At 56.3% G+C, this 25,777-nt stretch carries 21 protein-coding genes and 1 pseudogene; 17 read left to right on the top strand and 5 right to left on the bottom strand.

Annotated features, from left to right (window positions below; all coding sequences use genetic code 11):
* Positions 1-111 precede the first annotated feature (111 nt).
* Both ACIGG6_RS17860 and ACIGG6_RS17855 read left to right on the top strand, forming a co-directional pair.
* Positions 112-306 (top strand): annotated as a pseudogene (locus ACIGG6_RS17860) (thiol-disulfide oxidoreductase DCC family protein); the annotation flags it as partial.
* 22 nt (positions 307-328) lie between these two features.
* A complete protein-coding gene (locus ACIGG6_RS17855; RefSeq protein ID WP_399846409.1) occupies positions 329-1,009 on the top strand; it encodes an NAD(P)H-binding protein in 681 nt (226 codons plus the stop codon).
* Positions 1,010-1,210: 201 nt separating this feature from the next.
* On the opposite strand, the gene ACIGG6_RS17850 is transcribed toward ACIGG6_RS17855, so the two are convergent.
* From ACIGG6_RS17850 to ACIGG6_RS17830, 5 genes are all read right to left on the bottom strand, one after another.
* Complete coding sequence (locus tag ACIGG6_RS17850; RefSeq protein ID WP_399846406.1) at positions 1,211-1,624, bottom strand: hypothetical protein; 414 nt, start codon at positions 1,622-1,624, stop codon at positions 1,211-1,213.
* Complete coding sequence (pgaC, locus tag ACIGG6_RS17845) at positions 1,614-2,864, bottom strand: poly-beta-1,6-N-acetyl-D-glucosamine synthase (protein ID WP_399846404.1); 1,251 nt, start codon at positions 2,862-2,864, stop codon at positions 1,614-1,616. Before pgaC ends, ACIGG6_RS17850 begins: the two co-directional genes overlap by 11 nt.
* A complete protein-coding gene (gene pgaB / locus ACIGG6_RS17840; protein WP_399846401.1) occupies positions 2,861-4,822 on the bottom strand; it encodes a poly-beta-1,6-N-acetyl-D-glucosamine N-deacetylase PgaB in 1,962 nt (653 codons plus the stop codon). Before pgaB ends, pgaC begins: the two co-directional genes overlap by 4 nt.
* On the bottom strand, positions 4,819-7,245 hold the full coding sequence (gene pgaA / locus ACIGG6_RS17835; protein WP_399846398.1) for a poly-beta-1,6 N-acetyl-D-glucosamine export porin PgaA: 2,427 nt from the start codon (positions 7,243-7,245) through the stop codon (positions 4,819-4,821). Before pgaA ends, pgaB begins: the two co-directional genes overlap by 4 nt.
* A gap of 323 nt (positions 7,246-7,568) precedes the next feature.
* The gene (locus ACIGG6_RS17830) at positions 7,569-8,459 is read right to left on the bottom strand and encodes a LysR family transcriptional regulator (protein WP_062375083.1); all 891 of its coding nucleotides are present in this window, start codon (positions 8,457-8,459) and stop codon (positions 7,569-7,571) included.
* 159 nt (positions 8,460-8,618) lie between these two features.
* Here ACIGG6_RS17830 and leuC point away from each other — a divergent pair, with 159 nt between their 5' ends.
* From leuC to ACIGG6_RS17755, 15 genes are all read left to right on the top strand, one after another.
* Positions 8,619-10,070 (top strand): 3-isopropylmalate dehydratase large subunit, encoded by a 1,452-nt coding sequence (gene leuC, locus ACIGG6_RS17825; RefSeq protein WP_399846396.1) that lies wholly within the window; start codon positions 8,619-8,621, stop codon positions 10,068-10,070.
* Between the two features lie 3 nt (positions 10,071-10,073).
* Positions 10,074-10,721: a 3-isopropylmalate dehydratase small subunit gene (gene leuD, locus ACIGG6_RS17820; protein WP_399846395.1), complete on the top strand. Its 648-nt coding sequence runs from the start codon at positions 10,074-10,076 to the stop codon at positions 10,719-10,721.
* A 30-nt stretch (positions 10,722-10,751) separates the two neighbouring features.
* Positions 10,752-11,834: a 3-isopropylmalate dehydrogenase gene (leuB, locus tag ACIGG6_RS17815; RefSeq protein ID WP_399846393.1), complete on the top strand. Its 1,083-nt coding sequence runs from the start codon at positions 10,752-10,754 to the stop codon at positions 11,832-11,834.
* A 137-nt stretch (positions 11,835-11,971) separates the two neighbouring features.
* Positions 11,972-13,084 (top strand): aspartate-semialdehyde dehydrogenase, encoded by a 1,113-nt coding sequence (gene asd, locus ACIGG6_RS17810; RefSeq protein WP_399846390.1) that lies wholly within the window; start codon positions 11,972-11,974, stop codon positions 13,082-13,084.
* Between the two features lie 231 nt (positions 13,085-13,315).
* Positions 13,316-15,277: a FimV/HubP family polar landmark protein gene (locus ACIGG6_RS17805; protein WP_399846388.1), complete on the top strand. Its 1,962-nt coding sequence runs from the start codon at positions 13,316-13,318 to the stop codon at positions 15,275-15,277.
* 30 nt (positions 15,278-15,307) lie between these two features.
* Entirely contained in the window at positions 15,308-16,246 is a 939-nt protein-coding gene (gene truA / locus ACIGG6_RS17800; RefSeq protein WP_062360413.1) for a tRNA pseudouridine(38-40) synthase TruA, read from the top strand.
* On the top strand, positions 16,243-16,878 hold the full coding sequence (locus tag ACIGG6_RS17795; protein WP_399846385.1) for a phosphoribosylanthranilate isomerase: 636 nt from the start codon (positions 16,243-16,245) through the stop codon (positions 16,876-16,878). The genes truA and ACIGG6_RS17795 overlap by 4 nt, the downstream gene beginning before the upstream one ends.
* 109 nt (positions 16,879-16,987) lie before the next feature.
* The gene (gene trpB, locus ACIGG6_RS17790) at positions 16,988-18,226 is read left to right on the top strand and encodes a tryptophan synthase subunit beta (RefSeq protein ID WP_054644957.1); all 1,239 of its coding nucleotides are present in this window, start codon (positions 16,988-16,990) and stop codon (positions 18,224-18,226) included.
* An 8-nt stretch (positions 18,227-18,234) separates the two neighbouring features.
* Positions 18,235-19,038, top strand: a complete 804-nt coding sequence (gene trpA / locus ACIGG6_RS17785; protein ID WP_054640833.1) for a tryptophan synthase subunit alpha — start codon at positions 18,235-18,237, stop codon at positions 19,036-19,038.
* Positions 19,039-19,130: 92 nt separating this feature from the next.
* Complete coding sequence (gene accD / locus ACIGG6_RS17780) at positions 19,131-20,129, top strand: acetyl-CoA carboxylase, carboxyltransferase subunit beta (protein WP_399846382.1); 999 nt, start codon at positions 19,131-19,133, stop codon at positions 20,127-20,129.
* On the top strand, positions 20,107-21,414 hold the full coding sequence (folC, locus tag ACIGG6_RS17775; RefSeq protein WP_399846381.1) for a bifunctional tetrahydrofolate synthase/dihydrofolate synthase: 1,308 nt from the start codon (positions 20,107-20,109) through the stop codon (positions 21,412-21,414). The genes accD and folC overlap by 23 nt, the downstream gene beginning before the upstream one ends.
* Before the next feature lie 17 nt (positions 21,415-21,431).
* Positions 21,432-22,127, top strand: a complete 696-nt coding sequence (locus tag ACIGG6_RS17770; protein ID WP_054640834.1) for an SPOR domain-containing protein — start codon at positions 21,432-21,434, stop codon at positions 22,125-22,127.
* A gap of 2 nt (positions 22,128-22,129) precedes the next feature.
* Positions 22,130-22,708 carry a CvpA family protein gene (locus ACIGG6_RS17765; RefSeq protein WP_044628328.1) on the top strand — a complete coding sequence of 193 codons (579 nt, stop codon included), beginning with the start codon at positions 22,130-22,132 and terminating at the stop codon, positions 22,706-22,708.
* Positions 22,709-22,822: 114 nt separating this feature from the next.
* On the top strand, positions 22,823-24,343 hold the full coding sequence (gene purF / locus ACIGG6_RS17760) for an amidophosphoribosyltransferase (protein ID WP_253503589.1): 1,521 nt from the start codon (positions 22,823-22,825) through the stop codon (positions 24,341-24,343).
* 101 nt (positions 24,344-24,444) lie between these two features.
* On the top strand, positions 24,445-25,644 hold the full coding sequence (locus tag ACIGG6_RS17755) for an O-succinylhomoserine sulfhydrylase (protein WP_399846380.1): 1,200 nt from the start codon (positions 24,445-24,447) through the stop codon (positions 25,642-25,644).
* Positions 25,645-25,777: the final 133 nt, after the last annotated feature.

Here is a 25,777-nt window from a genome sequence, read left to right as displayed (position 1 = left end):
AACGACGGCACAGTGCTATAGGGATGATCAGCCCAGAGGCGTTTGAAGTCCGAATGATCGCTTAAACGAGTGTCCACTGTTGCTGGGTAAGATCACCTTTCCGATGCGGCCCTTGAGATCGCCAGAGACCTGAAAGGGCCGTGGCGGTTATGTTATGCATTCAAGGTTGTCCCAGGGCCTATCAGAGACGCGGTTTACAAGTTATTCGCTCGGAATCGTTATACGCTTTTTGGTAAGCGGGATGTTTGTATGGTGCCGTTAGAAGAGGTGAGGTTTCGGTTTTTGGGTATCGAAACGTGGCATTAACTGTATGAGGAAACAGTCACCCATGCCCACTGCCATCGTCCTTGGTGCCACTGGCGCTATCGGCCAGCAGCTCGTTACTCAGCTTACCCAGCGGGGTGAGGTGGAAAGCGTCATCGTGATTACCCGCCGTGAGCTGGATCTTACCCGTGAATTTCCCAACGCTATCGTTTCCAAAATCCAGCCTGCGCTGCTTGATTTCGACCAGTTAGAAGCCCAGGCCGCCGAGTGTATGCCCGCAGGTGCCGTGGCCTTTGTGGCGCTGGGCACCACGAAGAAGGAGGCGGGGAGTAAAGAGGCGTTTCGCCGTGTGGATTATGGATTGGTGCTGGCCTTTGCGCGGGCTTGTCAAACGGCGGGGGTGAGCAGGTTAGGCGTGGTGACGGCGCAAGGGGCGAATGCGCGTTCTTCGATTTTTTATAACCGCGTGAAAGGCGAGGTGGAGCGGGATATTCAGGCGCTTGGGTTGCCCTGCGTGTTTTTTGCTCGGCCTTCGCTGTTATTGGGGCGGCCGGAGGATGGGCGGTTGGCGGAGAAGTGGGCGAGCGTGCTGTTGGCCCCGGCGGTGCGTTGGTTGCCGCGCTCGGTGCGGCCGATTGAGGTGAGGTGTGTGGCGGCGGGGATGATTGATGTGGCGTTAGGTGGTGTGGGTGAGGGGGCTTCGTTTGTGTTGTCGAATGCGGAGATGCACCGGTTTGGGGAGTGATAGGGCTGGCTTTTAGATCAGGTGGTGATGCTTTGCTGATTGCTTGTTACCGTTTGATATGTAGTGGGTTTTGTGCCGGGATCATCGCGCGCTGAAGCGCCCTCCTACGGCCTTTCTCCCACGGCCTTTCTGGGGAGCCGTTAGGTGCTTTATGGGGTGTTCCCCCTTCAAGCGGTGGTGGCTTGAAGGGGGAGTGGTGGGTTAGTTGGTTGCTTGGCTGGGGGTGCCGATGAGTTCGTGTTCGCGGATCGTGTGCTCGGTTGCCAACCTCCGGTCGAGTTGGGTGTAATCGTCGTTTTCAAGCTCAAGCGTTGGTTGTTGAAAGTGGCGCAGCTGGCGTTTTAAGTAGCTGGTATAGAGGTATTGGTTGTAAACCGCCCAGCAGTGAAAAGTCAGGAAGGTGAGTACAAAACCCACCGATACTAGCTTGATCATTACTGAGCTGTAGAGCTGTTCCAGAAATGCTTCTCCCACAATAAAGAACATGTATACCTTTGCCATGACTAACCCCCAGAGTATTAGCGTGGCAAGGGTGATAAGCGTATCCCGTGATCGATACCCCCAGCTTTTCTGGTAAGGGTTGTCGATGATGACAGACACCAGTTTATTGTTCATTAAATTGCTCCCCTCGGTCAGGACTAGTCCATGTGGCGAGCCTTCCTTTTTGGCGTAGCATGGCTTTAGGGAAGGCGATAACAACCGTGGCCATATTGAGAATCCAGTAGGCGAATGGGTACCAGATACTCCAATAAACGCAGCGGTAGATCTCTTTGTCGTAGCGGCTATCGATATAGAAGCTGACGGTAAATTGAATGAAGCTGATGGCGATCAGGATGCTGCCAAAATAGGAGAGCAGCTTTCCGGTGATGGGCCAGGCCATTGGCATGGTCAGTTGCGAAATCAGCCAGACTGCTAACAGGGTGACTACCGAGTAGCACCACACCACGCTAATGATGTACTCCAGCATCAGCAGCCAAAAGCGCCTGTTTTTCCAGCGGATGGTTTGGGTGAAGTAGCGCAGAAAAACCTCGCCGCCCCCTTGCGCCCAGCGCAGCCGTTGCTTGAACAGCCCGCGTAGGGTTTCCGGCATCAGTACCCAGCACATGGCCCTGGGTTCATAGCGCACTTGCCCACCTTTGAGCTGTAAACGCCAGCTCACATCAATGTCTTCCGTGATCATGTCGGTACTCCAGCCGCCAATCTCTTCCAGTGCTTGGCGGCGAAACGCGCAGATGACGCCGGAGATGGTAAACACCATCCCGTAAATGCGCTGGGCGCGCTTGATCAGGCCGATAATGGCGGAGAACTCACCGGTCTGAATTTTGCCAATGGCGGTCGAGCGGGTTCTTACCCGTGGGTTGCCGGTAACGCCGCTCACCTTGGGGCTGCTCAGAAAGTGATTAACCATGTAGCCAATAGCGTCGTAGTCGAGAATAGCGTCGCCATCAATCCCGACGATGATCTCGCCGGTAGCGTGGCTCAGCCCATGGTTCATCGCGCTGGCTTTACCCTGGTTGGTTTGGTTCAGCACCTTGAGAGTGGGGTACTGCTGCACCAAGGCTGCCAGCCGCTCTGCGGTGTTATCTTTGCTGCCATCGTTAATGGCGATCACCTCCATGTTGGGGTAGTTCTGCTTGAAGAGGTGGTGCACCGTTTCATTCACGTTGGCCTCTTCGTTGTAGCAGGGCAGCAGCACCGTTACCTTGGGGGCGCTTTCGTCCCAGACGAAAGTGGCGGGCCAGGCTTGCTTGCGCTCCCAGTGCACGTAGAAGTAGATCCCGCCGCATATCCAGATCGTTGCCATGAGGCTTGGGTAGCCAAGCGTGAAGATGGCAAGGTGGTCGAGTATGTTCATGGAAGAGCCCTAAACCGACGTCCGATGGAAAAAACCGGCCTCATCACATTGATATCTGGATGGTTGTTGTGGAAATCATCCGGGTAGTAGCCAATGTGTTTGATGCCTTCTTCGCGGAGTATGCGAACCCATTGGGCCATTTCCTTGCTGGGAATGGGGGTTTGGGTGTGCCAGTTTTGCGCCTGCAGCTCGAACACCAATTGGTCGGCGCTTACCTGGGCTAACGAGCGGCGGGCGAGGCTTCTTAGCCACTCATTGGGGTTGTCGGCTTCTTCCATATAGGGCATGGCCATTACCGCTACATAGTCGTAGCCCGAGGCAAAGTTTTGCATGTCCTGGGCAAACCACCGTTGGCTGCGTGGCTCCATCACCGTCACGGCGTAGAGGTTGCGCGAGGTGGTGAAGACTTTGTTGTCCGCTTGGCGGTAGTAGTTAGCCGCTTGGATCAACTCTTGGGTGAAGTCGGTCAGGTGCTCGCCTTTGAAGCGGGTCCAGGCCGTCATCAAGTTGTCGTCGCTGCGGATGGCGTTGATATCCCTGGGCAGGTCGGCGCTGGCATAGGCGTCTAACGCTGCGGGGTTGGCATCCTCAAAGTCGGTGTAGAAGGCGTCGTCATGGAACAGCAGCCCATCGAACTTGGTTAGGCGGCCAAGGTCTTGGTAAATCTCAACAATGGTGCGGCGGTTCTCTTCGACATAGGGAGAGAGCCGACGATACTGGTTTGGCGACTCCTGGCCGGTTCTCACGTCAGTGACGTACTGATAGTCATCCCCTAAGTCATACGCTAGCACTGGCATCCAGGCGTAGACCTTCACGTTGGCGCGTTTCTTTAACTGCCAGGCAACCCGGTTGAAGAGGTCCGCCCTAACCGGTAAGTGGCGGTTGGGGAAATAGAGGGCATCGGTGACGCCGTCGCCATCCGGGTCGGCATAGGCTTGCAAATAAACCGTGCTGACGCCGTAGCGGAAAATGCGCTCAATCAGCCTATCGAGGTTTTGCTCTTGCTGAATGGGGTCCGGGTCGTATACGTAGTCCAGGTCAACGTGAACAATACGTTGCTCTTCGTTCTCCCATAGCCGGTTGGAAAGAATCTCTTCAATCGTTTCCAGGGTGGTTTCCTGGTCAATCAGGTAGCGGTTCATGCTACGCATGGAATCGTGCAGGCGGTTAGGGGCGCTGAGCAGGCTGAAGGTGTACTCCATGCCGTATTCAGCGGCAATGTTCAGCGTTGCTTCGCTGTAGGCACCGTAAGGCCAAACGATGATACGCGGGCTTTTTCCAATCTCTTCTTGGAAGCGCTGTTGGGTAAGCGCCATGTCATTGCGTATCCGCGTCAGGTAGCCTGCCTCGGTTTCATAACCGCTGCGGGGGTTCCATATACTGGTAACGGCAGCGGCTTGCTCGTTCCCCATCGGGTTGCCAAATACCCCGTAGTGTAGGTTGTAGGAGTGAGAGGCAATTTCCACCAGAGGTGACTCATCCAAGGTTTTGACCTGCTCCCAGCTGAGAAAGCGTTCGCGGGGAAGGGTGATGCTGCCGTAAGGAACCCGCCCCCCCGCAGGCGTATCCAGCCAGCTACCCACTACGGCTTGTACGGCAGGGAAGTTGTACAACTTGAGTAGCGGGAAGACGATGTCATAAAAGCTGCGGTAGCCGTCATCGAAGGTAAGCAGCACTGCTTTTTCGGGCAGCGGTGCTTTGCCTGCTCGGGCGTCGAGGATCTGCTGCAAGCTCACGGGTTGGTAGCCGCCTGTGGAAATCAGGTTGAAGTGTTCAATTAACCGGCTACGGGTGATGGTTTGTGAGTAGATATCCAGCTCGGGGGTGACGCTGGAATCCACGACATCGTGGTAGCTGATGACTACGTAATCATCCGGTGCGCGGGCGGCTTGGGCCTGCTGAATAGAGATGGTCATCAGCAAAACCGCGCTCATTACAATGACGCGCCAGGGTGTCATAGGAATCTCCATACAAAGCCAGCTGAAATAACATTGTCGTATTCAGGAACGCCGTCGTAGACGGCTCGCTCGCGGGTGATGCCATACTCGAAGTTCACGGTGGGGGCTAACTCCCAGCTATGTTGGTAACCAATCGACCAGGTGTTTTCACTATCAAAATCTTCCTGCCAGTAACGCCCTGAACCGAGTGAGAAGGACTGGATAAAGGACTGGCGGTAATCAAGCGGGATCTCGTAATTGACGCTTAATACACCGGCCAGACTGGCATCCTGTTTGGGGTTGAAGTAGCTGGCTTCTACGTCATCGTTACGTGACGCAGATGCTTGAATTCCGCCGTTGATTTGCCAGCGATCCAAGTGGTAGAGGGTTTGATTCCAGTAGCCGTACACGGATTGCCGCAGGTTGCTGTCGTCAAAGTCGGTTGCCATGAGGCCGAGGGCACCCGCGCCGCGCTCATCGTGACGATAGGCAAACTCGGCCCGGTAACGGTCGGCGTTAACGTCATCCTGCAAGGCGCGCAGCGGGGTGTCGGTGGTGTTCATTTCGACACCCAGCGTCGTTGTGACGTGGTCGTTGTGGGCGTACTTCAGTTCGGCCAGCGCAAGAAAATCTTCGTTCAGCTGTGAACCGTGGCCCGCTGCCAGGGTGACCGTTGCGGGGTACAGGTTCCATTCGTAGCCCGCTATGTTGTACGAGGCATAGAGGTCTTCATCTTCAAACTCACCGTACTGGCCAATGCGCTGTGCGAAAGGGCGAGAGCCACTGCTGTTACGCGGGCCTTCCAAGAGCACTTCATAGCGCCATTCGCGCGAGGCTTGGGTGCCGCTCCCTTGGCCTTTACTACGCTCGAACGTGCTGCTCAGCTGAGGGGCGCGCATTTCACGCCACTCTCTGGCCATATCGTCCCGCGAGGCGCTGGGCCGGGCTTCAACCAGCTCACGTGCAACCTCATCGGTGGTGCCGCGCCATTGGCCGCGCTGTAAGCGGGAGAGCAAGATGCCGTGTTCAGCCACTTCCTTACGGTCGGGTGGCAGTAGCGGGATGGCTTGCAAGAACGACTCCTCGGCCTTTCTTGGCAAGCCTCTATCGCGCTCAATATCGCCTTTCACGACCCATAAATAGGGTTCGGCAGGCGCTTGCGCCTGATAGGCCTCTAATTGCTCAGTGGCCTCTTCAGGGCGGCCACGCCAGGCCTCTAGCAATACTTCCAGTAGCAGCACTTTCTGGTAGTTGGGGTTTTCGATACGTACGGTGCGGGTGAAATCCAGCCGCTGCTCGGGCTCGCTGGCGCGCCATGTCTGCAATAGTTTGTCGGCATCGCGGAAGCGCTGAGCATCGGTGTAGCTATAGAACAGCCCTTCGTTAAGCGGGTCGTCCGGGTTGGTGGCCTGTTCAGGGAATTGCCGAATCAGGCCTTCATAGAGCGCGATGGCTTCGTGTGGGCGGCCCATGCCGTTGAGCGCATGGGCTCTAGCGCGGGTAACGTAACTGGGCAACTGGCCGTGCTGGTTTTCAAGCCTAACCGCCAGGGCCTCCGCTTCGGAAAAGCGCCTTAATTCAGCCAGGGCAACTACCTTGTCGTACTCGGCTACGGTAATCAGCTCTTGGGGGGCGTCCGGGTTACGTAGCACGACATTCAGTTGCTCCAAACCGTTGGCCGTTCTGGAGGGCTCATCTGTATGAATGCCCAAGCGAATATCGGTAACCCCTTCATAATAAGTGAGCCAGAGGCGGTCACTTTCGCTAAACACATCCGGGTTGGACTGCATAATGCGCCGTGCCGCGGTGCTGGCTCCAAGGCCTACCGCCAACCGGTAAAGCGCTTGCAGTTCGCCTGTGTTGCTGGGGTCTTGCGTGACCAGTGCTTGGCGGGCATCTAGCTCTTGCATAGCGTTGGTGGTTCGCGCGGCTAGGTAGCCCTTGGCTTCAAGGCCGGCGGTTGTGGTGCCAGCTACCTGGTTGTACTGCTCCAGGGCGATCTGTGCCAGGGTGTAACTACCCATATCGGTGTGGACCAGTGCTTGGCCTAGCCAGCCTTGTGCATTGGAGGGGTCACGGTAGGTGAGCGCTCGAAACATCTCTAACGCTTGGTCAAAGTCACCCGCGCTACGAGCAGCTCCGGCTAGGTTGGCAAGCTCAGAATCGCTGTAATCCTCAATTTGGCACCAGGTGCAAACGGCCAGCGCTTCCTGATTTCGGGAGGCACGCACGAGCAGGGCGACTAAGTCTTCACGCACGCGGTTGTCGCGTGTTTGGTGATAGAGTGTCTTTAAGCCATCGATGGATGTATCTAAAGCTCCCTGACGTGCCTGGATAACCAGTGCTTCGCGTTGCGCGTCGGTAGTGGTTTGCCCATAAGCCGCGCTGGTGGTGAGGCAGGCGAGCAGGCAAATCGGCAGTAAGGAGCTAGGGCGATTCTGCATGGTGATACTCCTACCCTGGAAGCTAATGAAAGTAGATTTGTAATCAAATGTATCTTCCTAGTGTATAGAAGTATCTTTAAGTAAAAATTGGACTAAAACATGAACTTGCAGAGTAATATTGTCAGCTAAAGGGGTGAGAGGCCTCATCTGCTTGCAACGAAAAATCCCCTTATGTTTTTGATTAGGAATAAAAAATAGATTTTATGCTAAGTTGAGGCAGTGCTAGGTTTCAATGAGACAGCTCAAGAAATTAGCTATTTGGAAGCGATTTTGAGGAGAAATAATGAGGCAATCAGAGTGAAGGTAAGCTTTTATTTGTAACTTTATGTTTCGCGATTTGCTTCCAATTGCTCAATCATTTTGCGGGCAGCATTAGAGAGCGTGCGGTTGTTATGTACTAGATAGCCCAACGGACGATGGATGGGAGCGGTGTCTACGGGTAGCGCTACTAGCTCGCTGTCGAGCATTTTTTCGGGTAACAGGCTCCACCCTAAACCAACGCCACACATCATTTTGAGCGTTTCAAGGTAGTTGGTGGACATGCTCACGGGCAGGTTAAGACCTGCTTCTTCAAAGCGCTGGCCAATCAGCGTGCGGGTAAAGGTTTTGGCTCCCGGCAATATGCAGTTCACTTCACACAGTTCCGCCAAGCTCAGGGGTTTGTCATCAGCACGGCTGCGTTGGGCCAGCGGGTGGTCCTTGGCGCAGACAAAACACAGTCGGTCTCGCCAAAGCTCGACTACCTGCAGTTGTTCAACGGGGTGAGGGGCGAGCGTCACAATGGCCATTTCCAGCGTGCCATCCATTACGCCCTGGTAGGCCAGTTCGGAATCTAAAAAGTGCAGGTCTAACGCGACTTCTGGGTGGCGCTGGGTGTACTGCTTCAATAACGGCGGCAGCCGGTGAAGGCCAATATGGTGGCTGGTGGCGAGCGTCAGTTTACCGCCCACTTGGCCAGATAGATTGGCCAGCGCTCGGCGGCTATCTTCTACTGTAAACAGAATGCGCTGCGCTTTGGGCAGCAGCACGTTGCCTGCCTCGGTCAGCGCGATACGCCTGCCAATGCGGTCAAACAGCCGCGTGCCCAGTAAATCTTCCAGCGTAGCGATGCGTTTGCTCACCGCGGGCTGAGTAAGGTGTAGCTGCTCGGCAGCGCGAGAGAAGCTTTGGGTTTCTGCCACGGCGAGAAAGGCTTGCAGGCTTTGAGTATCCACGTGCCACTCCGGGAGTATCTATTCCTGTTTGGAATCTAAAGTATGAATAACATGAATTGCTTTTATGCGCGAGTCGCGTAACACTCCTGTTCATCGCAATTTAAGCAGCACGCAGAGGCTGCCACACCGAACTAGCAGGGCACCGCCCAGGAGAGCCATATGTCAGGTCAAACGCTTTACGACAAACTCTGGAACCAGCACTTGGTGAAACAGCGCGATGATGGTACGGCGCTGATTTACATCGACCGCCAGCTGCTTCACGAAGTGACCTCGCCCCAGGCGTTTGAAGGCCTGCGTTTGGCGAAGCGTAAGCCCTGGCGTTTGGATGCCAACCTGGCAACGCCGGATCACAACGTTCCCACCACGCTGAAAGAGCGCGCCGAAGGCAATAGCGGGATTAAAGACCCGGTGTCGCTTATTCAGGTGCAAACTCTGGACGATAACTGCGTCGAGTACGGTATCGAAGAGTTCAAAATCAACGACCCGCGCCAGGGCATCGTGCACGTGGTTGGCCCTGAGCAGGGTGCCACACTGCCGGGTATGACCGTAGTGTGCGGCGACTCCCACACCGCCACCCACGGCGCATTTGGTGCCTTGGCTCACGGTATCGGCACTTCAGAAGTGGAGCACGTGCTGGCCACTCAGTGCCTGCTGGCGCAGAAGATGAAGAACATGCAGGTGCGCGTCGAGGGCGAGCTTGGCCTGGGCGTTACCGCAAAAGATGTGGTGCTGGCGATTATCGGCAAGATTGGCACCGCAGGCGGCACAGGCTACGCCATCGAGTTTGCGGGCAGCGCCATCGAGTCGCTCTCTATGGAAGGCCGTATGACCGTGTGCAATATGGCAATTGAAGCCGGCGCTCGCGTGGGCCTGATCGCGGTGGACGATACCACCATTAACTATTTAGGCGAGCGTCCGTTCGCACCGACCGCCCAGCAGTGGGAAGCCGCTGTCGCGGATTGGCGTCAGCTGGTGTCTGATGCGGATGCCCACTTCGATAAAGTGGTCACTCTGCAAGCGGAAGAGATTGAGCCGCAGGTGAGCTGGGGCACCAGCCCGGAAATGGTCACCGGTATTTCAGGCCAAGTGCCCGACCCGCAAGCGGCCCTGGATGAAACCGTTCAGCGCAGCCACACCCGCGCGTTGGAATACATGGGTCTGCAGGCGAACCAGAAGATCACCGACATCAAGTTGGATAAAGTCTTTATCGGCTCCTGCACCAACTCGCGTATTGAAGACCTGCGTGAAGCGGCAAAAGTGGCTAAGGGCAACAAAGTGGCCGATTCCATCAAGCTGGCCATGGTGGTGCCGGGTTCTGGCTTGGTGAAGCGCCAAGCGGAAGCGGAAGGCCTGGACAAAATCTTCATTGAGGCGGGCTTTGAATGGCGCGAGCCGGGCTGCTCCATGTGTTTGGCCATGAACGCGGACAAGCTTGGGGCAGGCGAGCACTGTGCATCTACCTCTAACCGTAACTTCGAGGGTCGCCAGGGTTATGGCGGTCGTACTCACTTGGTGAGTCCTGCTATGGCAGCGGCGGCGGCGATTGCTGGCCACTTTGTCGATGTACGTACCTTACCCGCTAACGACGCCACTCACGCGCAGGAGGCCTAAGCCATGAAAAAGTTCGAACGTTTTGAAGGCGTGGTCGCGCCGTTAGATCGCGCTAACGTCGACACCGACCTGATCATTCCCAAGCAGTTTTTGAAGTCCATTAAGCGCACCGGTTTTGGCGTGAACCTGTTTGACGAGCTGCGCTATTTAGATGAAGGCCAGCCGGGCCAGGACTGCTCCCAGCGCCCGCTGAATCCTGATTTCGTATTGAATCAGCCGCGCTACCAGGGCGCTGAGGTGCTGCTGGCGCGCCGTAATTTCGGCTGCGGTAGTTCCCGCGAGCACGCCCCCTGGGCGCTGGAAGATTTCGGCTTCAAGGTGGTGGTTGCCCCTAGCTTTGCCGATATTTTCTACAACAACGCATTTAAAAACGGCATTCTGCTGATCACGCTGGCGGAAGAGGAAGTCGACCGCTTGTTTGCGGAAGTGGACGCCAACGAAGGCTATCAGCTCGACGTGGATCTGGAGCATCAGCGGGTGATTACCCCAGGGGGTGAGATTCTGGAGTTTGAGGTGGATGCATTCCGCAAGCACTGTCTGCTGAATGGCTTGGACGATATTGGCATCACCCTGCAAGACGAAGATGCCATTCGTAGCTTTGAAGAGAAGCACCGCCAGCAGCGCCCGTGGCTGTTCCGCCAGCCTGCGTAAGTATTCAATTATCAGTGCTAAGGATTGAGCATGACTCATAAAGTGTTACTGCTGCCCGGTGATGGTATCGGCCCGGAAATCGCGGCCCAGGCGGCGCGTTTGTTACAAGCCTGCCAAGAGGCGGGCTTGGATATTGAAGTAGAAGAGGGCTTGGTGGGTGGCTCCGCCTACGATGTCCACGGCGAGCCGCTGCCCGCTGAAACCCTGGAAAAAGCCAAAGCCGCCAGTGCCATTCTGCTTGGCGCGGTGGGTGGCCCTAAGTGGGATAAACTCGAAGACCTCTCCAAGCGCCCTGAAAAAGGCCTGTTGGGGCTGCGTAAGAACCTTGGTCTGTTCGGCAACCTTCGCCCGGCCATGCTCTACCCGCAGTTGGCTAGCGCTTCCAGCCTGAAGCCTGAACTGGTGGCTGGCCTGGATATCATGATCGTGCGTGAACTCACCGGCGGCATCTACTTTGGCCAGCCGCGCGGTATCGAAGAGCGTAACGGTGAGCGCGTTGGTTTTAACACCTACATCTATTCTGAAAGCGAAATTGAGCGCATTGGCCGCGTCGCCTTTGAGATGGCCCAGAAGCGGGGCAAGAAGCTCTGCTCGGTGGATAAAGCCAACGTGCTGGAAGTCACCATTCTGTGGCGTGAAGTGATGGAGCGCTTAGCGCCGGAGTATCCGGACGTCGAGCTTTCTCACATGTACGTGGATAACGCTGCGATGCAGTTGGTACGCGCACCGAAGCAGTTCGATGTGGTGGTGACCGGCAACATGTTTGGCGATATTCTTTCTGACGCTGCCGCCATGCTGACCGGCTCTATCGGTATGCTGCCGTCGGCCTCACTCAACGAGAGCGGGCAGGGCATGTACGAGCCTTGCCACGGTAGCGCACCGGATATCGCGGGTCAGAATATCGCTAACCCGCTGGCCATGATGCTTTCTGTGGCGATGATGCTGCGCTACTCGCTCAATGAAACAGCGATGGCCGAGCGTATTGAAGCCGCCGTGGGCAGCGTGCTGGACGATGGCCTGCGTACTGCTGATATCGCGTCTGAAGGCACGCGCCGTGTCTCGACAGTTGAGATGGGCGATGCGGTACTTGCCGCATTTGCGCGCGCTGAGTAACAAAGAAAGCTTGCTAACTAATTGATTCATTTCAATGCTTGTTTGAGCAGCACACGTCGGCTGCCCTGAGGGGTGGCCGACGTCGTGTCTGATATTTGTGTATAATATAGGTCTCATTCTTAGTTGGAGGACTTCACATGTTGAAAGTCGGTTTCGTGGGATGGCGTGGCATGGTTGGCTCGGTGCTGATGCAGCGCATGCAGGAAGATGGTGATTTTAACGGCATTGAGCCGATCTTTTTCACCACTTCCCAAGTCGGCCAGCCTGGCCCCGATATCGGCGTGGACGTGCCTCCGCTGAAAGATGCGTTTGCACTAGACGATCTAAAAGCTCTGGATGTCATCGTGACCTGCCAAGGTGGCGACTACACCAAGAAAGTCTACGGCGACCTGCGTAACGACGGCTGGAAAGGCTACTGGATTGATGCCGCCAGTACGCTGCGTATGGAAGATGACGCCACTATCGTCCTCGATCCGGTGAACCGTAAGGTTATCGACGCCCAGCTCGCCAAGGGAGCCAAAACCTTCGTTGGTGGCAACTGTACCGTTAGCTTGATGCTGATGGGCTTAGGCGGACTGTTTGAAGCCGATATGGTCGAGTGGATGACCTCCATGACCTACCAAGCGGCGTCTGGCTCCGGTGCCAAGCACATGCGTGAACTGCTGAACCAGATGGGCCAGCTGCGCGACAGCGTTTCCAGTGAACTAGCCGACCCGGCAAGCGCGATTCTGGACATCGACCGCAAAGTGACGGCAGCCATGCGCAGCGGTGATTTCCCCACTGACAACTTCGCTGCGCCGTTGGCAGGCAGCCTTTTGCCGTGGATCGACACCAAGCTCGATAACGGCCAGAGCCGTGAAGAGTGGAAGGGTAGCGTCGAGACCAATAAGATTCTGGGTCTTGAGAACAACCCGATTCCCATTGATGGCCTCTGCGTACGTATCGGTGCTATGCGCTCTCACAGCCAGGCGTTCACCATCAAGCTGAAGCAAGATGTGCCGCTGGATGAGATTGAAGAACGTATTGCCAAGCATAACGAGTGGGTCAAGCTGATCCCCAACGATAAAGACGCCACCATTGCGGGCCTAACGCCTGCAGCTGCCACTGGCACGCTGCAAGTGCCGGTAGGCCGCCTGCGTAAGCTGAAAATGGGCGGTGAATACCTCTCTGCCTTCAGCGTTGGCGACCAACTGCTGTGGGGTGCTGCTGAGCCGCTCAAGCGCATGCTGAAAATTCTGCGTGAGCAGTAAGCGGTCGCGAAACACCGGCGTTTAATCGCTAGCTAAAAGTGGGAAGCTGTTCGCAGCTTCCCATTTTTTTTGCCGTGACTTATGTTTCTAATCCGTGACTTCATGCAAATGTATGCGTTGAACATAACGGCATGATAAATACGCTATGATAAGAACGAACTAACTTATCTCGTCGCAACAGAATGAAGGTGTTGCATCGTGGCAGTGAATCGCAGGCAGTAGGGGCCCTACATGAAAAAGAAGCTGGCATGGTGGTTGTGGTTGCCACTGAGCGCTGTTAGCCCGTTGGCTTTAGCGGTTGGGCTTGGGCAAGCCACCGTGAATTCTCCGCTGCAATCGCCGCTAGATGCCACCGTGCCGCTGGTCGATGCCGCCGGTGTGGCGCTAGACGATGTACGCGTGGAAATTGCAAATGAAGCTGCCTTTAACGCGCTGGGCTTAGAGTGGACGCCGCTGGTCGCCAGCGTGCGCGCTGAATTACAGCGTATGCCCGGTGGCCCACAGTTGGTGCTGCGTTCTGAGCAAGCGGTGAACGAGCCATGGTTGGATCTCTTGGTCACCATCACTACGCCTGAAGGGCGGCGTACGGAAGCGATTATGCTACTGTTTGATCCGCCCAATTATGCGGCCAGTGTTGATGCTACGGTGGCCGAGGCATCTTCAGTGGCTCAGCCTGTGCCATCACAATCTCTGCCTGCGGCTCCGGCTGCCCCTGCCCAAACACCTGAGCGTAATATTGCTTACATTGCCAGTGGCGATACGCTATGGGGCGTTGCTGAACGTATTAAGCCCGCTGATGTAAGCGTTCAGCAAATGATGATGGCCCTGGTGGAGGGTAATCCTGCTGCTTTCCCTACGGGCAATGTCGATGATATGCGAGCAGGGCAAACCTTGCGTGTGCCTAGCCGTGAGCAGCTAATGGCATTGACCCCAGCGCAGGCCGCCCAGGCGGTTCAGGCAATGCGGCGGCCTTCCCCTCGTTCGGCATCAGCGCCAGAAACAGAGTCAGAAGTGCAGGCTGAAAGCACAGCAGTTGCTGAGCCATCAGCGCAGTCCGATGCGCGCGGCAGTGATGCTGCACCTAGCGAGCCCCAGCCAATGGAAGATGCACAGGAAACAGTCGTGCAAGAGGGTGAGCTAGCCGGGCTGACGCTTAGAGACCTCGCTGAGCAGCTTCAGGAAAGCCAGGCCATGCTGCAAATGGTGCTGGAAGAGCGCGAGCAAATGCGTGCTGAAATGGCTGCGCTGCGCCAGGAAGTGGCATCATTGACCGAGGCGCTCAATGCCTCTCAGCGGGAGACCCAGCGGGCGCTAGCGGCTGCCGAGTCGCGAGCTGCCAATGCCACGATACCTGCCAGTGCCGCTGTGAACACTTCTTCCACCCCTAGCTTGATAGAACGTCTAGAAACATATCAATGGCCGCTGGCCAGCGTTGCTTTGGCGCTGCTGTTGGGTGCGCTAATTTGGTCGCGAAAACGTCGTGAACGCCAGTGGGAGGAGGTGGCATCCCCTGCACCCCAGCGATCTGAGCCAAGCGCTGCCGCTTCGCCAAAGGAGAGAGAGACCGTCCAGCCTGCCGCTGCTGCCTTTACTACAGCGAGTGTTATGGATACGGCTGCTGACGAATCTCAGCAGACGCCGCCCGTTGCGGGCTCCCACGATAAAGAGGAGGGGAGTCGCCGTGATGCTTTTGAGTATCCAGCAGAGGAGCCGTTGGCGGATAGCCATGATGAACCACTAAACAGTGAGTCATATAGTCTCGTTGATGAAGCGCCTACAGCCCAGCAGTCTGTTGATCACGAAGGCGATACGCTTTGGGAAACGCAGGATGAAGAAGACAAGGCTGACACGGAAGGCGCTTCTTCCATGCATGAAGAAGATGAAGCGGCCCTCAACGCCGCATTTTTAGAGACGCCTGAGCCGGTGGAGGATGCTTCTTACCGTGAGCATGCCGCCCAAGAAGCTGAAGTGCCACCGGCGACCGTCGCAGAGGAAAAGGACGATAGCGCGCATTACATTGATTACCACCCACCCTCTTTAACCAATGACTTCGGCAGTGCGGATGAGCCTGTATGGGGTGAGAGAGCGTCGGAGAATGCTAAGGCGTCGCCATCTTACCCGCGCCGAGAGCCGGAAGAAGAATGGGAGATTGAAGAGGTGGCATTCGAGCCGCGACGTCGGGATAATAGCTAACCTTCAAAATCCTCTAAATGACGTGGCTCGATGACGCTGTTCTACCACTTTGATGAGACACAACCGCTGGCTGGCCGTTTGGCGATGGGCGTTGAGTACGATGGCTCACGCTTTTGCGGCTTCCAGCGTTTAAAGCATGCGGCCTCTGTCCAGCAGGCCATCGAGGATGCGTTAGCCAAGGTGGCTGGCGCGCCGGTGCGTATCCATGCCAGTGGGCGCACAGATTCAGGCGTACACGCCACTCGCCAAGTGATTCACTTCGACCCTCCGGTTCAGCGCACCGAAAAGGCCTGGATCTTTGGCGCGAATACCAATCTACCCAGAGACGTGGCCGTGCGCTGGGTGAAGCCGGTTTCCGACGATTTTCACTCCCGCCTGGGGGCGCTGGGGCGCCGCTATCGCTATATTTTCTTGAACCAAATTAGCCGCCCGGTGTTAGAGCGCGCTAACGTGACCTGGTGCCGTGACCCACTGGATGCCGATGCCATGCACCGTGCTGCCCAGGCGTTGGTTGGCGAGCATGACTTCAGTAGTTTTCGCGCCGCCGGTTGTCAGTCGAAAACCCCCTGGCGGCAAATGCACTTTGTGGAAGTGAAGCGTCACGGCCCGCTGGTGGTCATCGATATTCAAGGCAACGCCTTTTTGCACCACATGATTCGCAATATTGCGGGAGCCTTGGCAAGCGTTGGGCGCGGCGTGCAGGACGAAGGGCATATTGAGCGCCTGCTGGCGCTGAAAAACCGCCGTAAAGGCGATGTGACGGCGCCTGCCTGCGGCCTGCATTTTGTCGACTCCATCTACGATGAGCGTTTTGAGCTACCCAAAGAGCCGCTAGGCCCGAATCTACTCGCCTTTACCGGAGAGTGGACCGGAGAGCGCGTATTGCCGGAAAGCCCTCGGGTGGCCGCAAGGCGGCGGCTGACGTTCTCCAAGCAAGCGAAACCTGAGCAGCAGGAGACCTCTTCATGAGCCAGCTGATGACACGCACGCGTATCAAATTTTGTGGGCTCACTCGCCCGGAAGATATCGCCAAAGCGGTGGCATTGGGTGTCGATGCGCTAGGTTTTGTGATGTGGCCGAAAAGTAGCCGCAGCATTACCCCTGAGGCCCTGCGGGTACTTGCCGCACAGGTGCCTGCGTTTGTGACCCGCGTGGGGCTATTTGTGAACCAGCCTGCCGAGCTGATTGAGCAGTGTCTGCCGCATTTAGATCTTATTCAGTTCCACGGCGATGAGTCGGCGGCGTTTTGCCAACAGTTTGGGCGACCCTGGATTAAAGCGCTGCGCATGCGCGATGACATCGACCTGCACGAGGCGACAAAAGAGTACGCAGCGGCGCAAGCGCTGCTGTTAGATGCCTACCGTCCGGGCGTGCCGGGTGGAACTGGCGAGACCTTTGATTGGTCTAGAATCCCCGCAACCTTGGAAAAACCTGTTATCCTCGCGGGTGGGCTAACAGCCAATAATATTGCCGCCGCGGTGACTCAGGTAGCGCCGTATGCGGTTGATGTTTCAGGCGGTATTGAGGCATCCCCTGGTGTTAAAGAGGCCGGGTTAATGGCCGCTTTTGTTCGTCATGTGGCGCAGGCCAATACGCATTAAGCGTTACCACCTGCGTGCACTCAGAATTACGATGCGTGGCTCACCGCGAACGTGGGCGCGCTAGACGTTTGTTCATTCATTTTTGCCTTTTCTGGCGATCTTGTGAGGTATGCCTGTGACTGTCTCAGCAACTGAAACCAAGTTCAGCGACCTGACCCGAATGCCGGATGCCCGTGGTCATTTTGGCCCCTACGGCGGCCGGTTTGTGTCAGAAACCTTAAGCTTTGCCCTGGAAGAGTTGGAGCAGATTTATCTGAGTTTGCGTGATGATCCGGATTTTCAGGCCGAGTTTGATCGTGACCTGGCTCACTACGTGGGCCGTCCATCTCCGCTTTATCATGCAAAGCGCTGGTCGGAGTCGTTAGGCGGCGCGCAAATCTGGCTGAAGCGGGAAGACCTCAACCACACGGGCGCTCATAAGGTTAATAACACCATTGGTCAGGCGCTGTTGGCGAAAAAGACCGGCAAGCCGCGCGTGATTGCTGAAACCGGTGCTGGCCAGCACGGCGTTGCCACAGCCACTGTAGCCGCCCGCTTGGGCCTTGAGTGCGATGTCTATATGGGGGCTGCCGATGTGCAGCGCCAGAAGCTCAACGTTTACCGCATGCGTCTGCTGGGTGCCCGTGTTATCCCGGTGGAGTCTGGCACCCGTACGCTCAAAGACGCCATGAACGAAGCCCTGCGCGATTGGGTAACGAACGTGGATAATACCTTCTATATCATCGGTACCGTGGCGGGCCCGCACCCATATCCGCAGCTGGTGCGTGATTTCAATGCCGTGGTGGGCCGCGAAGCCCGTCGCCAGTCACTAGAGCAGATTGGCCGTTTACCCGATGCGCTGGTCGCCTGTGTGGGTGGCGGCTCTAACGCACTGGGGCTTTTCTACCCGTTTGTAGAAGATGACGCAGTGGCCATGTACGGCGTGGAAGCCGGTGGTGATGGGGTAGAGACAGGCCGTCACGCCGCGCCGCTTTCGTCTAATGCACCGCGCGGTGTGCTGCACGGCAACCGAACTTACCTGATGTCGGATGAGGCGGGGCAGGTGTCGGATACGCACTCGATTTCTGCAGGCCTGGATTATCCCGGCGTTGGCCCCGAACACGCGCTGTGGAAAGACGTGGGCCGGGTTAACTATGTAGCCGCGAACGATAAAGAGGTGCTGGAAGCCTTCCGTGAGCTGACCCACATGGAGGGCATTATGCCCGCCTTGGAGTCTGCCCATGCGTTGGCCCATGCCAAGGTGCTGGCTCCTACCATGCGCCCGGATCAGCATATTGTGGTGAACCTCTCGGGTCGTGGTGATAAAGACATCATGACCGTTGCGAAAATCGACGGCATCGAGTTTTAAGGGCTAGCATGAATCGTATTGACCAGCGTTTTTCAGAGTTAAAGCAGCAGGGGCGTAAAGCCCTGATCCCTTACATCACCGCAGGCGACCCGGCACCGCAGTATACCGTTGGCTTTATGCATGCCTTGGTAGACGCGGGCGCTGATGTGATTGAGCTTGGCGTGCCGTTTTCAGATCCCATGGCCGATGGCCCGGTGATCCAGAAAGCCTGTGAGCGGGCGCTGAAGCAGGGCACTCGCTTGGTGGACCTGCTGGAAATGGTGGCCGAGTTTCGCCAAACCGACACCACGACGCCCATCGTCTTGATGGGCTATCTCAACCCTATCGAGCGCATCGGCTATGAGGTGTTTGCCGATAAAGCCGCGAGTGTTGGGGTGGATGGCGTGCTGGTAGTTGATATGCCACCAGAAGAAGCCGATGAGTTCGGCCCGCTGCTGAAAGCGCGTGGCTTGGCAGCGATTTTCCTCGTTGCGCCTACCACTTCCCATGCCCGTGCCGCTACAATATGCGCCCACGGTGAGGGCTACCTTTACTATGTTTCGCTAAAAGGTGTCACCGGTGCGGCAACGTTGAACGCTGAAGACGTTGCCGAGCACCTTGCGCCACTGCGTGATATGACCGATTTACCGCTTTGCGTTGGTTTTGGTATTCGCGATGGTGTGACGGCTGCCGAAGTGGCAAAAGTTGCCGACGGCGTGATTGTGGGCAGTGCACTGGTTAACCGTATTGCCGATAGCGTCGATGCGCCTGAAACGATCGCCGGGCAGTTAAAAAGCGTGCTGGCAGAAATGCGCACCGCGATGGACGCCTAAGCGCGTTCCCTCATCGTCTACACTGAATTGATTGACGACACTCATCAGGCTTGGCGCTGCCAAGCCTTGACGTACACGGAAGCCTTTTTGATATGAGCTGGTTAGACAAGATCGTGCCCTCCATGGGGCGTATCCAGCGTAAAGACCGTCGCGCCAGCGTGCCCGATGGTCTCTGGCGTAAATGTCCCAAGTGTGAAGCCGTTCTCTACCTGCCTGAATTAGAGAAACATCACAGCGTATGCCCCAAGTGTGAGCATCATTTACGCTTAACGGCGCGCAAACGCTTGGACTGGTTCCTGGATAAGCAGGGGCGCGAAGAGATCGCGGCAGAGATTGAGCCGAATGATCGCCTCAAATTCCGCGACTCCAAGAAGTACAAAGACCGCCTGACCGCAGCGCAAAAAGAGACTGGCGAGAAAGATGCGCTGGTGGCGATGCGCGGCGAGCTGGATGGCCTGCCGATCGTTGCTGTGGCGTTTGAGTTCACCTTTATGGGTGGTTCCATGGGCGCTGTGGTGGGTGAGAAATTTGTACGTGCCGCCACCATCGCCCTGGAAGAGGGCATTCCGTTGGTCTGCTTTGCAGCCTCGGGCGGCGCGCGTATGCAGGAAGCGCTGTTCTCGCTGATGCAGATGGCGAAAACCTCAGCGGCCCTTGAGAAACTCAAGCAGGCGGGCGTGCCCTATATTTCGGTGCTGACTGACCCCGTGTTTGGTGGTGTTTCGGCTTCCTTGGCGATGTTGGGCGACCTAAATATTGCCGAGCCCAACGCGCTAATTGGTTTTGCTGGCCCCCGTGTTATTGAGCAAACCGTGCGTGAAACGCTGCCGGAAGGCTTCCAGCGCAGTGAGTTCCTGCTAGAGCACGGCACGGTGGACATGATTGTTCACCGCCACGATATGCGTGCCCGCGTGGGTGGCGTGCTGCGTAAGCTGACACATCAAAGCGCTAACACGGCTGAAGGTGATCTGCCTGAAGCTGAGGTGGTTGAGCCGGTGGCCAATGAAGAGCAGCTAGCGGAAGCGGCAGAGACATCTGCTCAAGCGGATTCTCGTCACGCGACGAGCGATGACGCTTCACGCAATGCCTAACACCTTAGCCGAATGGCTTCATCACCTTGAAACCCTGCATCCCGTAGGGATCGATATGGGGCTGGAGCGTGTTTCTCTGGTGGCCAAGCGTATGGGGTTGCTAGAGCGCCCCATCGCGAAACAGGTCATCACGGTAGCAGGTACCAATGGCAAGGGCTCTACCCTTGCCATGATAGATGCTATCGCCCGCGCCCACGGGTGGCGGGCGGGTACTTATACCTCTCCGCACCTGCTGCGTTACAACGAACGCGTGACGGTGGATGGCCGGGAAGCCAGCGACCAGCGTTTGGTGGAAGGCTTTCAGCAGGTAGAAAACGCCCGCTTGCAAGAGCCTTCAATTAGCCTCACGTATTTCGAAGCTGGCACGCTGTGTGCGCTGTGGTGCTTGGCTAATGCCACATTGGATATTGCGATTCTGGAAGTGGGGCTGGGCGGCCGTTTAGACGCGGTGAATATTATTGACGCGGATGTGGCTATCGTGACCACGATTGCGCTTGATCACGCGAATTTTCTAGGCAACGATCTTGAACAGATCGGGCGAGAAAAGGCGGGTATTTTTCGCCCGCTAAAACCCGCTGTGCTAGGTAGCCAGTCGCTTCCGCCAAGCGTGTTGGAATCAGCAATAGCGATAGCAGCCCATAGCTACGCACTAGGCACCGCCTTCAGTCATAGCGCTGGTGAGACGGTAGGCAACCCCTGGTGCTGGCATGGCCTTACTGCCGATGGCAGTACGCTTTCTCTGGATGGTTTACCAGACCCTGGATTGCCAATTGATAATGCCGCCACGGCGCTTCAAGCGCTGGCCTTAGCGGGTGTCACTTTGCAGTTAAACACGGTGCGCAAAGCGCTGCGTACGGTAACGCTCTCCGGGCGAATGCAGTGGGTAGGGCAGTGGTGTTTGGACGTAGGGCATAACCCTCATGCGGCACAGTACGTGGCCCGCCGTTTGCCAGCACCACCAAAAGGGGGTCGTCAGTGGGCGTTGATTGGTATGCTTAACGACAAAGATGCCGACGGTGTGATTCAGGCGCTTTCGCCAAGTATCACGGATTGGGTGTGCGTTACCCTTGAAGGTGGGCGTGGCCGTTCTGCAGACGAGTTAGCCAAACGTGTTACGTCGCTGGGCGGACACGTGTATTATTGCGCCGACTCCCCCGCAGCGGGGGCTGCCAAGCTTGCCAAGCAGCTAGCCCCAGAGGACCGCGTGCTGGCCACCGGCTCATTCTTCACGGTAGCTGAGTTACTGGCCATGCCACTGCCGCAAGCAACGCCGCGGGCACGCTAAGCTTGATGGAGAGGGATATGAAATACGGTAAAACGGAACGCATTAGTGGCATCGTGATACTGCTGGCGCTACTGGCCATCGTTGTCCCTTGGTTGATGAGCGACCCCGCACCTCGGGAAGAGCGCCCTCAGCCCACCTTTGTGATCGAACAGCCTGTGGATGTGGAGCGTCAAGATGTGCCCGTGCCTGACATGCCTGACACCATTGATACACCTGCACCGTCGTCACCTGTCCTTACCGATGAAGCGCTGGATGAGCCGATAGAGGAAATACCTCGAGCGCCACAAACAGATCAAGTAGCGAGCTCTAGTTCTGATGAAGGTTCATCGTCGCAAACCGCTGCTGCCGAGCCTAGCCAACAAGCGCCTTCGCAGCCCAGCCGTGAACCGGATTCTCCGCCGCAAGAAGACCCCATTGCCGCGCTGGTCGCAGCGAATGAGAGCCGCAATAGCAGTGCCTCCGTAGCACCCTCTGCTCAGCAGCAGGGCGAGTGGGCAGTCCAGGTGGGCAGTTTTGGTGATACCGCCAACGCCCAGCGTATTAGCGACCAGCTAAGCGGTGAAGGTTTTAGCGTGTTTCAGCGCGCCCGTGATAACAATCTGACTACTGTATTAGTAGGCCCTTACGCCACGTCTGAGGATGGTGAGGCAGCGATGGCGCTTATCAAACAGCGTATTAATGTGCAGGGTCTGCTTGTTCGAGTAAGAGATTAACGATGGCATTGACCTGGATTGATGCGCTGTTTTTAGCCGTTCTTGGGCTTTCGATGCTGGCGGGCTTTGTGCGCGGTTTCGTGCGCGAGTCGCTTGGCTTAGCTGCTTGGGTCGTTGCGTTAATGGTCGCACGTGTTTTGGCGGAGCCCGTTGCAGAGTTAATGAGCGGCTTTATTGAGAGCTTTGATGCACGCTTAGTGCTGGCATTTGCTCTGGTGATTTTTGCCGTCATTCTGTTATGTGGCATTGTTATTCGCGTGGTGCATGCGGCCGTTGAATGGGTTGGCATGGGGTTGTTGAATCGATTTGCAGGTGCTGCCTTTGGGATAGCCCGCGGGGCGGTGATTCTGCTAGTGGCTACTGTGTTGATTACCCTAACGCCGCTGGCTGAGCTCCAGGCTTGGCAGCAAGCATCGTTACGGCCAACCTTTATTGAGCTTCGCGATTGGGCGGTCAGCCAGCTAGACCAATGGGAGCGGGAGCTGCCGACACCGCCTGAGTCGCTGCGCGATATTTCGCTACCTGAACTGCGTCGCCCACAGCCGACGCTACCCTCCAGCAGCGCCCCTGAGGTTGAGTAACGGGAACTGCCAGAAAATTCTCCGCTGGTGCTGCTTCCAGCGCCAGTGCTTGTCAGTTTGATGAACGTACGGGCTTGCGTCAGTAAGCCATGGTATTAAAGCGAGGTAACTGGAATGTGCGGTATAGTGGGCCTTCTGGCCAAGCAGGCAGTAAATCAGGGAATCTACGATGCCCTGACCGTACTTCAGCATCGGGGCCAAGACGCTGCCGGAATGATGACTTGGAACGAGGGACGCTTCCTACTGCGCAAGAGTAACGGATTAGTTCGTGACGTCTTCCATACTCGCCACATGGCACGCCTGAAAGGCAACCTGGGCATTGGTCACGTTCGCTATCCGACAGCTGGCTCCTCCAGTGAGGCAGAATCACAGCCTTTCTACGTTAACTCTCCTTACGGCATTGCGCTGGCCCACAACGGTAACCTGACCAACTCAGAGCAGTTGAAGCAGGAGCTGTTCTCCACTGATCTTCGCCATATCAATACCAGCTCTGACTCGGAAGTGCTGTTGAATGTGTTCGCCCATGAATTGGGCAAGCAGGGGCTGCATCTAGAAGCTGAGGATATTTTCGATGCGGTTCGTAGAGTGCACCGGCGCTGCAAAGGCGGCTACGCGGCGGTCGCGATTATTAATGGGTTTGGTATGGTGGCGTTCCGTGACCCCCACGGCATTCGTCCGGTGGTGTTTGGTACCCGTCAGGATGCTGATGGCCAAGAGGTGATGATTGCCTCTGAGTCGGTGGCGCTGGACGTGGGTGGCTTCGAGCTGGAACGCGACCTTGGCCCCGGCGAAGCGATTTTTGTTGATATGCAGGGGCAAGTACACACCCAGGTATGTGCAGATCGCCCACAGCTACGCTCGTGCATTTTTGAGCATGTTTATCTGGCGCGTCCTGACTCTATCCTGGACGGTGCTTACGTTTACGGCACGCGGATGCAGATGGGTCGTAAGCTGGGTGATCGCATCTTGAGCGAGTGGCCGGATCACGATATCGATGTGGTTATTCCGATTCCCGATACCTCGCGTACTTCCGCTCTAGAGATGGCTCAGCATCTCGGCGTGACCTACCGCGAAGGCTTTATGAAGAACCGCTACATTGGCCGTACCTTTATTATGCCGGGTCAAACCCAGCGTAAAAAATCGGTACGCCAAAAGCTGAACGCCATTGATGTGGAGTTCAAAGGCAAGAATGTACTGCTAGTGGATGACTCCATCGTACGAGGTACCACCTGCAAACAGATTATTCAGATGGCGCGAGATGCCGGTGCGCGTAAGGTTTACTTTGCCTCTGCCGCGCCGCCCGTTCGCTACCCCAACGTTTATGGGATTGATATGCCAGCGGCGTCTGAGCTGATCGCCCATGGTCGTACTGAAGAGGAAGTTGGGCAGCTGATCGGTGCCGACCGCATCTTCTATCAGGATCTGGAAGATCTAAAAGACGCCTGCCGCGAAGTAAATCCTGACATGGAAGCCTTCGACTGTTCAGTGTTTGACGGTAACTACGTCACTGGCGACATTGACGATGCGTATTTGGCCGTCTTGGAAGCCAGCCGTAACGATTCAGCAAAAGATCAGAGCGCGGGTGACCACGCGCTGGTCGATATGCATAATCAAGACGACGATCTGGACGATTAAGTGTCACGCTGCCTGCGGTGCCCAAATGGCCCGCAGGAGAAATGTGTATGTGGTGCAATAATTAGCATTTTGAAATCGCGTTTGGAATAAGGGGCTCTGCCATGCACGAAGATAGCCATCAGGATGAGTGGTCGCTTGAGACGCTCGCTATTCGCGCGGGCCACCACCGCACGTTTGAGCGGGAGCACTCGGAACCCATTTTTCCCACATCAAGCTTTGTGTACGAGAGTGCTGCCGAGGCGGCACGCAAGTTTGGTGGTAAAGAGCCAGGCAATGTTTACTCGCGCTTTACGAACCCTACCGTACATACTTTCGAGCGCCGTCTAGCGGCGCTTGAAGGTGGTGAACGCTGCGTGGCGACTAGCTCTGGCATGTCAGCCATTCTCTCAACGGCGCTGGCACTGCTTTCGGCAGGCGATGAGATTGTGGCGTCTCGTTCGCTATTTGGCTCCACGGTCAGCCTGTTTGATAAGTATCTGGGCAAGTTCGGTATCACAACGCGCTATGTGGAGCTTTCCAACTTGGCCGCGTGGGAAGAGGCGATCAGCCCTAAGACTAAGCTGCTGTTTGCTGAAACGCCTTCAAACCCGCTTTCCGAAGTGGCGGATATCCCTGCGCTGGCGGCGCTCGCCAAGCGTAGCGGTGCACTGCTCGCCATTGATAACTGCTTTTTGACCCCCGCACTGCAAAAGCCTATCGCGCTAGGTGCGGACTTGGTCATTCACTCTGCCACGAAATATCTGGATGGTCAGGGACGCGCAGTAGGCGGAGCCGTGGTAGGCAAGCATGACGTGCTGGAAGAAGTTTTTGGTGTCGTGCGCACCTGTGGACCTTGCATGAGCCCGTTTAATGCGTGGATTTTCACCAAAGGCTTGGAAACCCTCTCACTGCGTATGAAAGCGCACTGTGAAAACGCACTGGCACTGGCGCTCTGGCTAGATCAGCACCCGGCCGTCAACCGCGTCTACTACAGCGGGCTGGAAGCACATCCTCAACATGTGTTAGCGAAACAGCAGCAGCAGGGCTTTGGTGCGGTGCTCGGTTTTGAGGTGAAAGGTGGGCAAGAGGGCGCTTGGCAGGTCATTGATGCCACGCGTATGCTTTCCATTACCGGGAACTTAGGTGATGTAAAAACCACTATTACTCATCCGGCAACCACCACGCATGGCCGTCTCTCGGACGCACAGAAAGCGGCGGCAGGCATTTCGCCGGGCTTGGTTCGTGTGGCCGTTGGGCTTGAAAGTCAGGAAGATATTCAGCGTGACTTGGCACGAGGCCTAGATGTACTAGCCGCCCAGTAAGGAACATTGGTTCAAGCTAAATAAAAAACCCACCGTGAGGTGTAATGCCAGTCAGTTAAGAGTTTCACCAATGAGCTGACAATGCGATATTCCGGTATCAGTGATTCTCTGATACCGGATTTTTATGCATTTT

Origin of the sequence: Vreelandella lionensis (assembly GCF_044543515.1) — a bacterium.
Classification (GTDB): Bacteria; Pseudomonadota; Gammaproteobacteria; order Pseudomonadales; family Halomonadaceae; genus Vreelandella; species Vreelandella lionensis.
The sequence above is the reverse complement of the archived record's forward strand: the minus strand, read 5'-3'. Positions and strand labels throughout refer to the sequence as shown.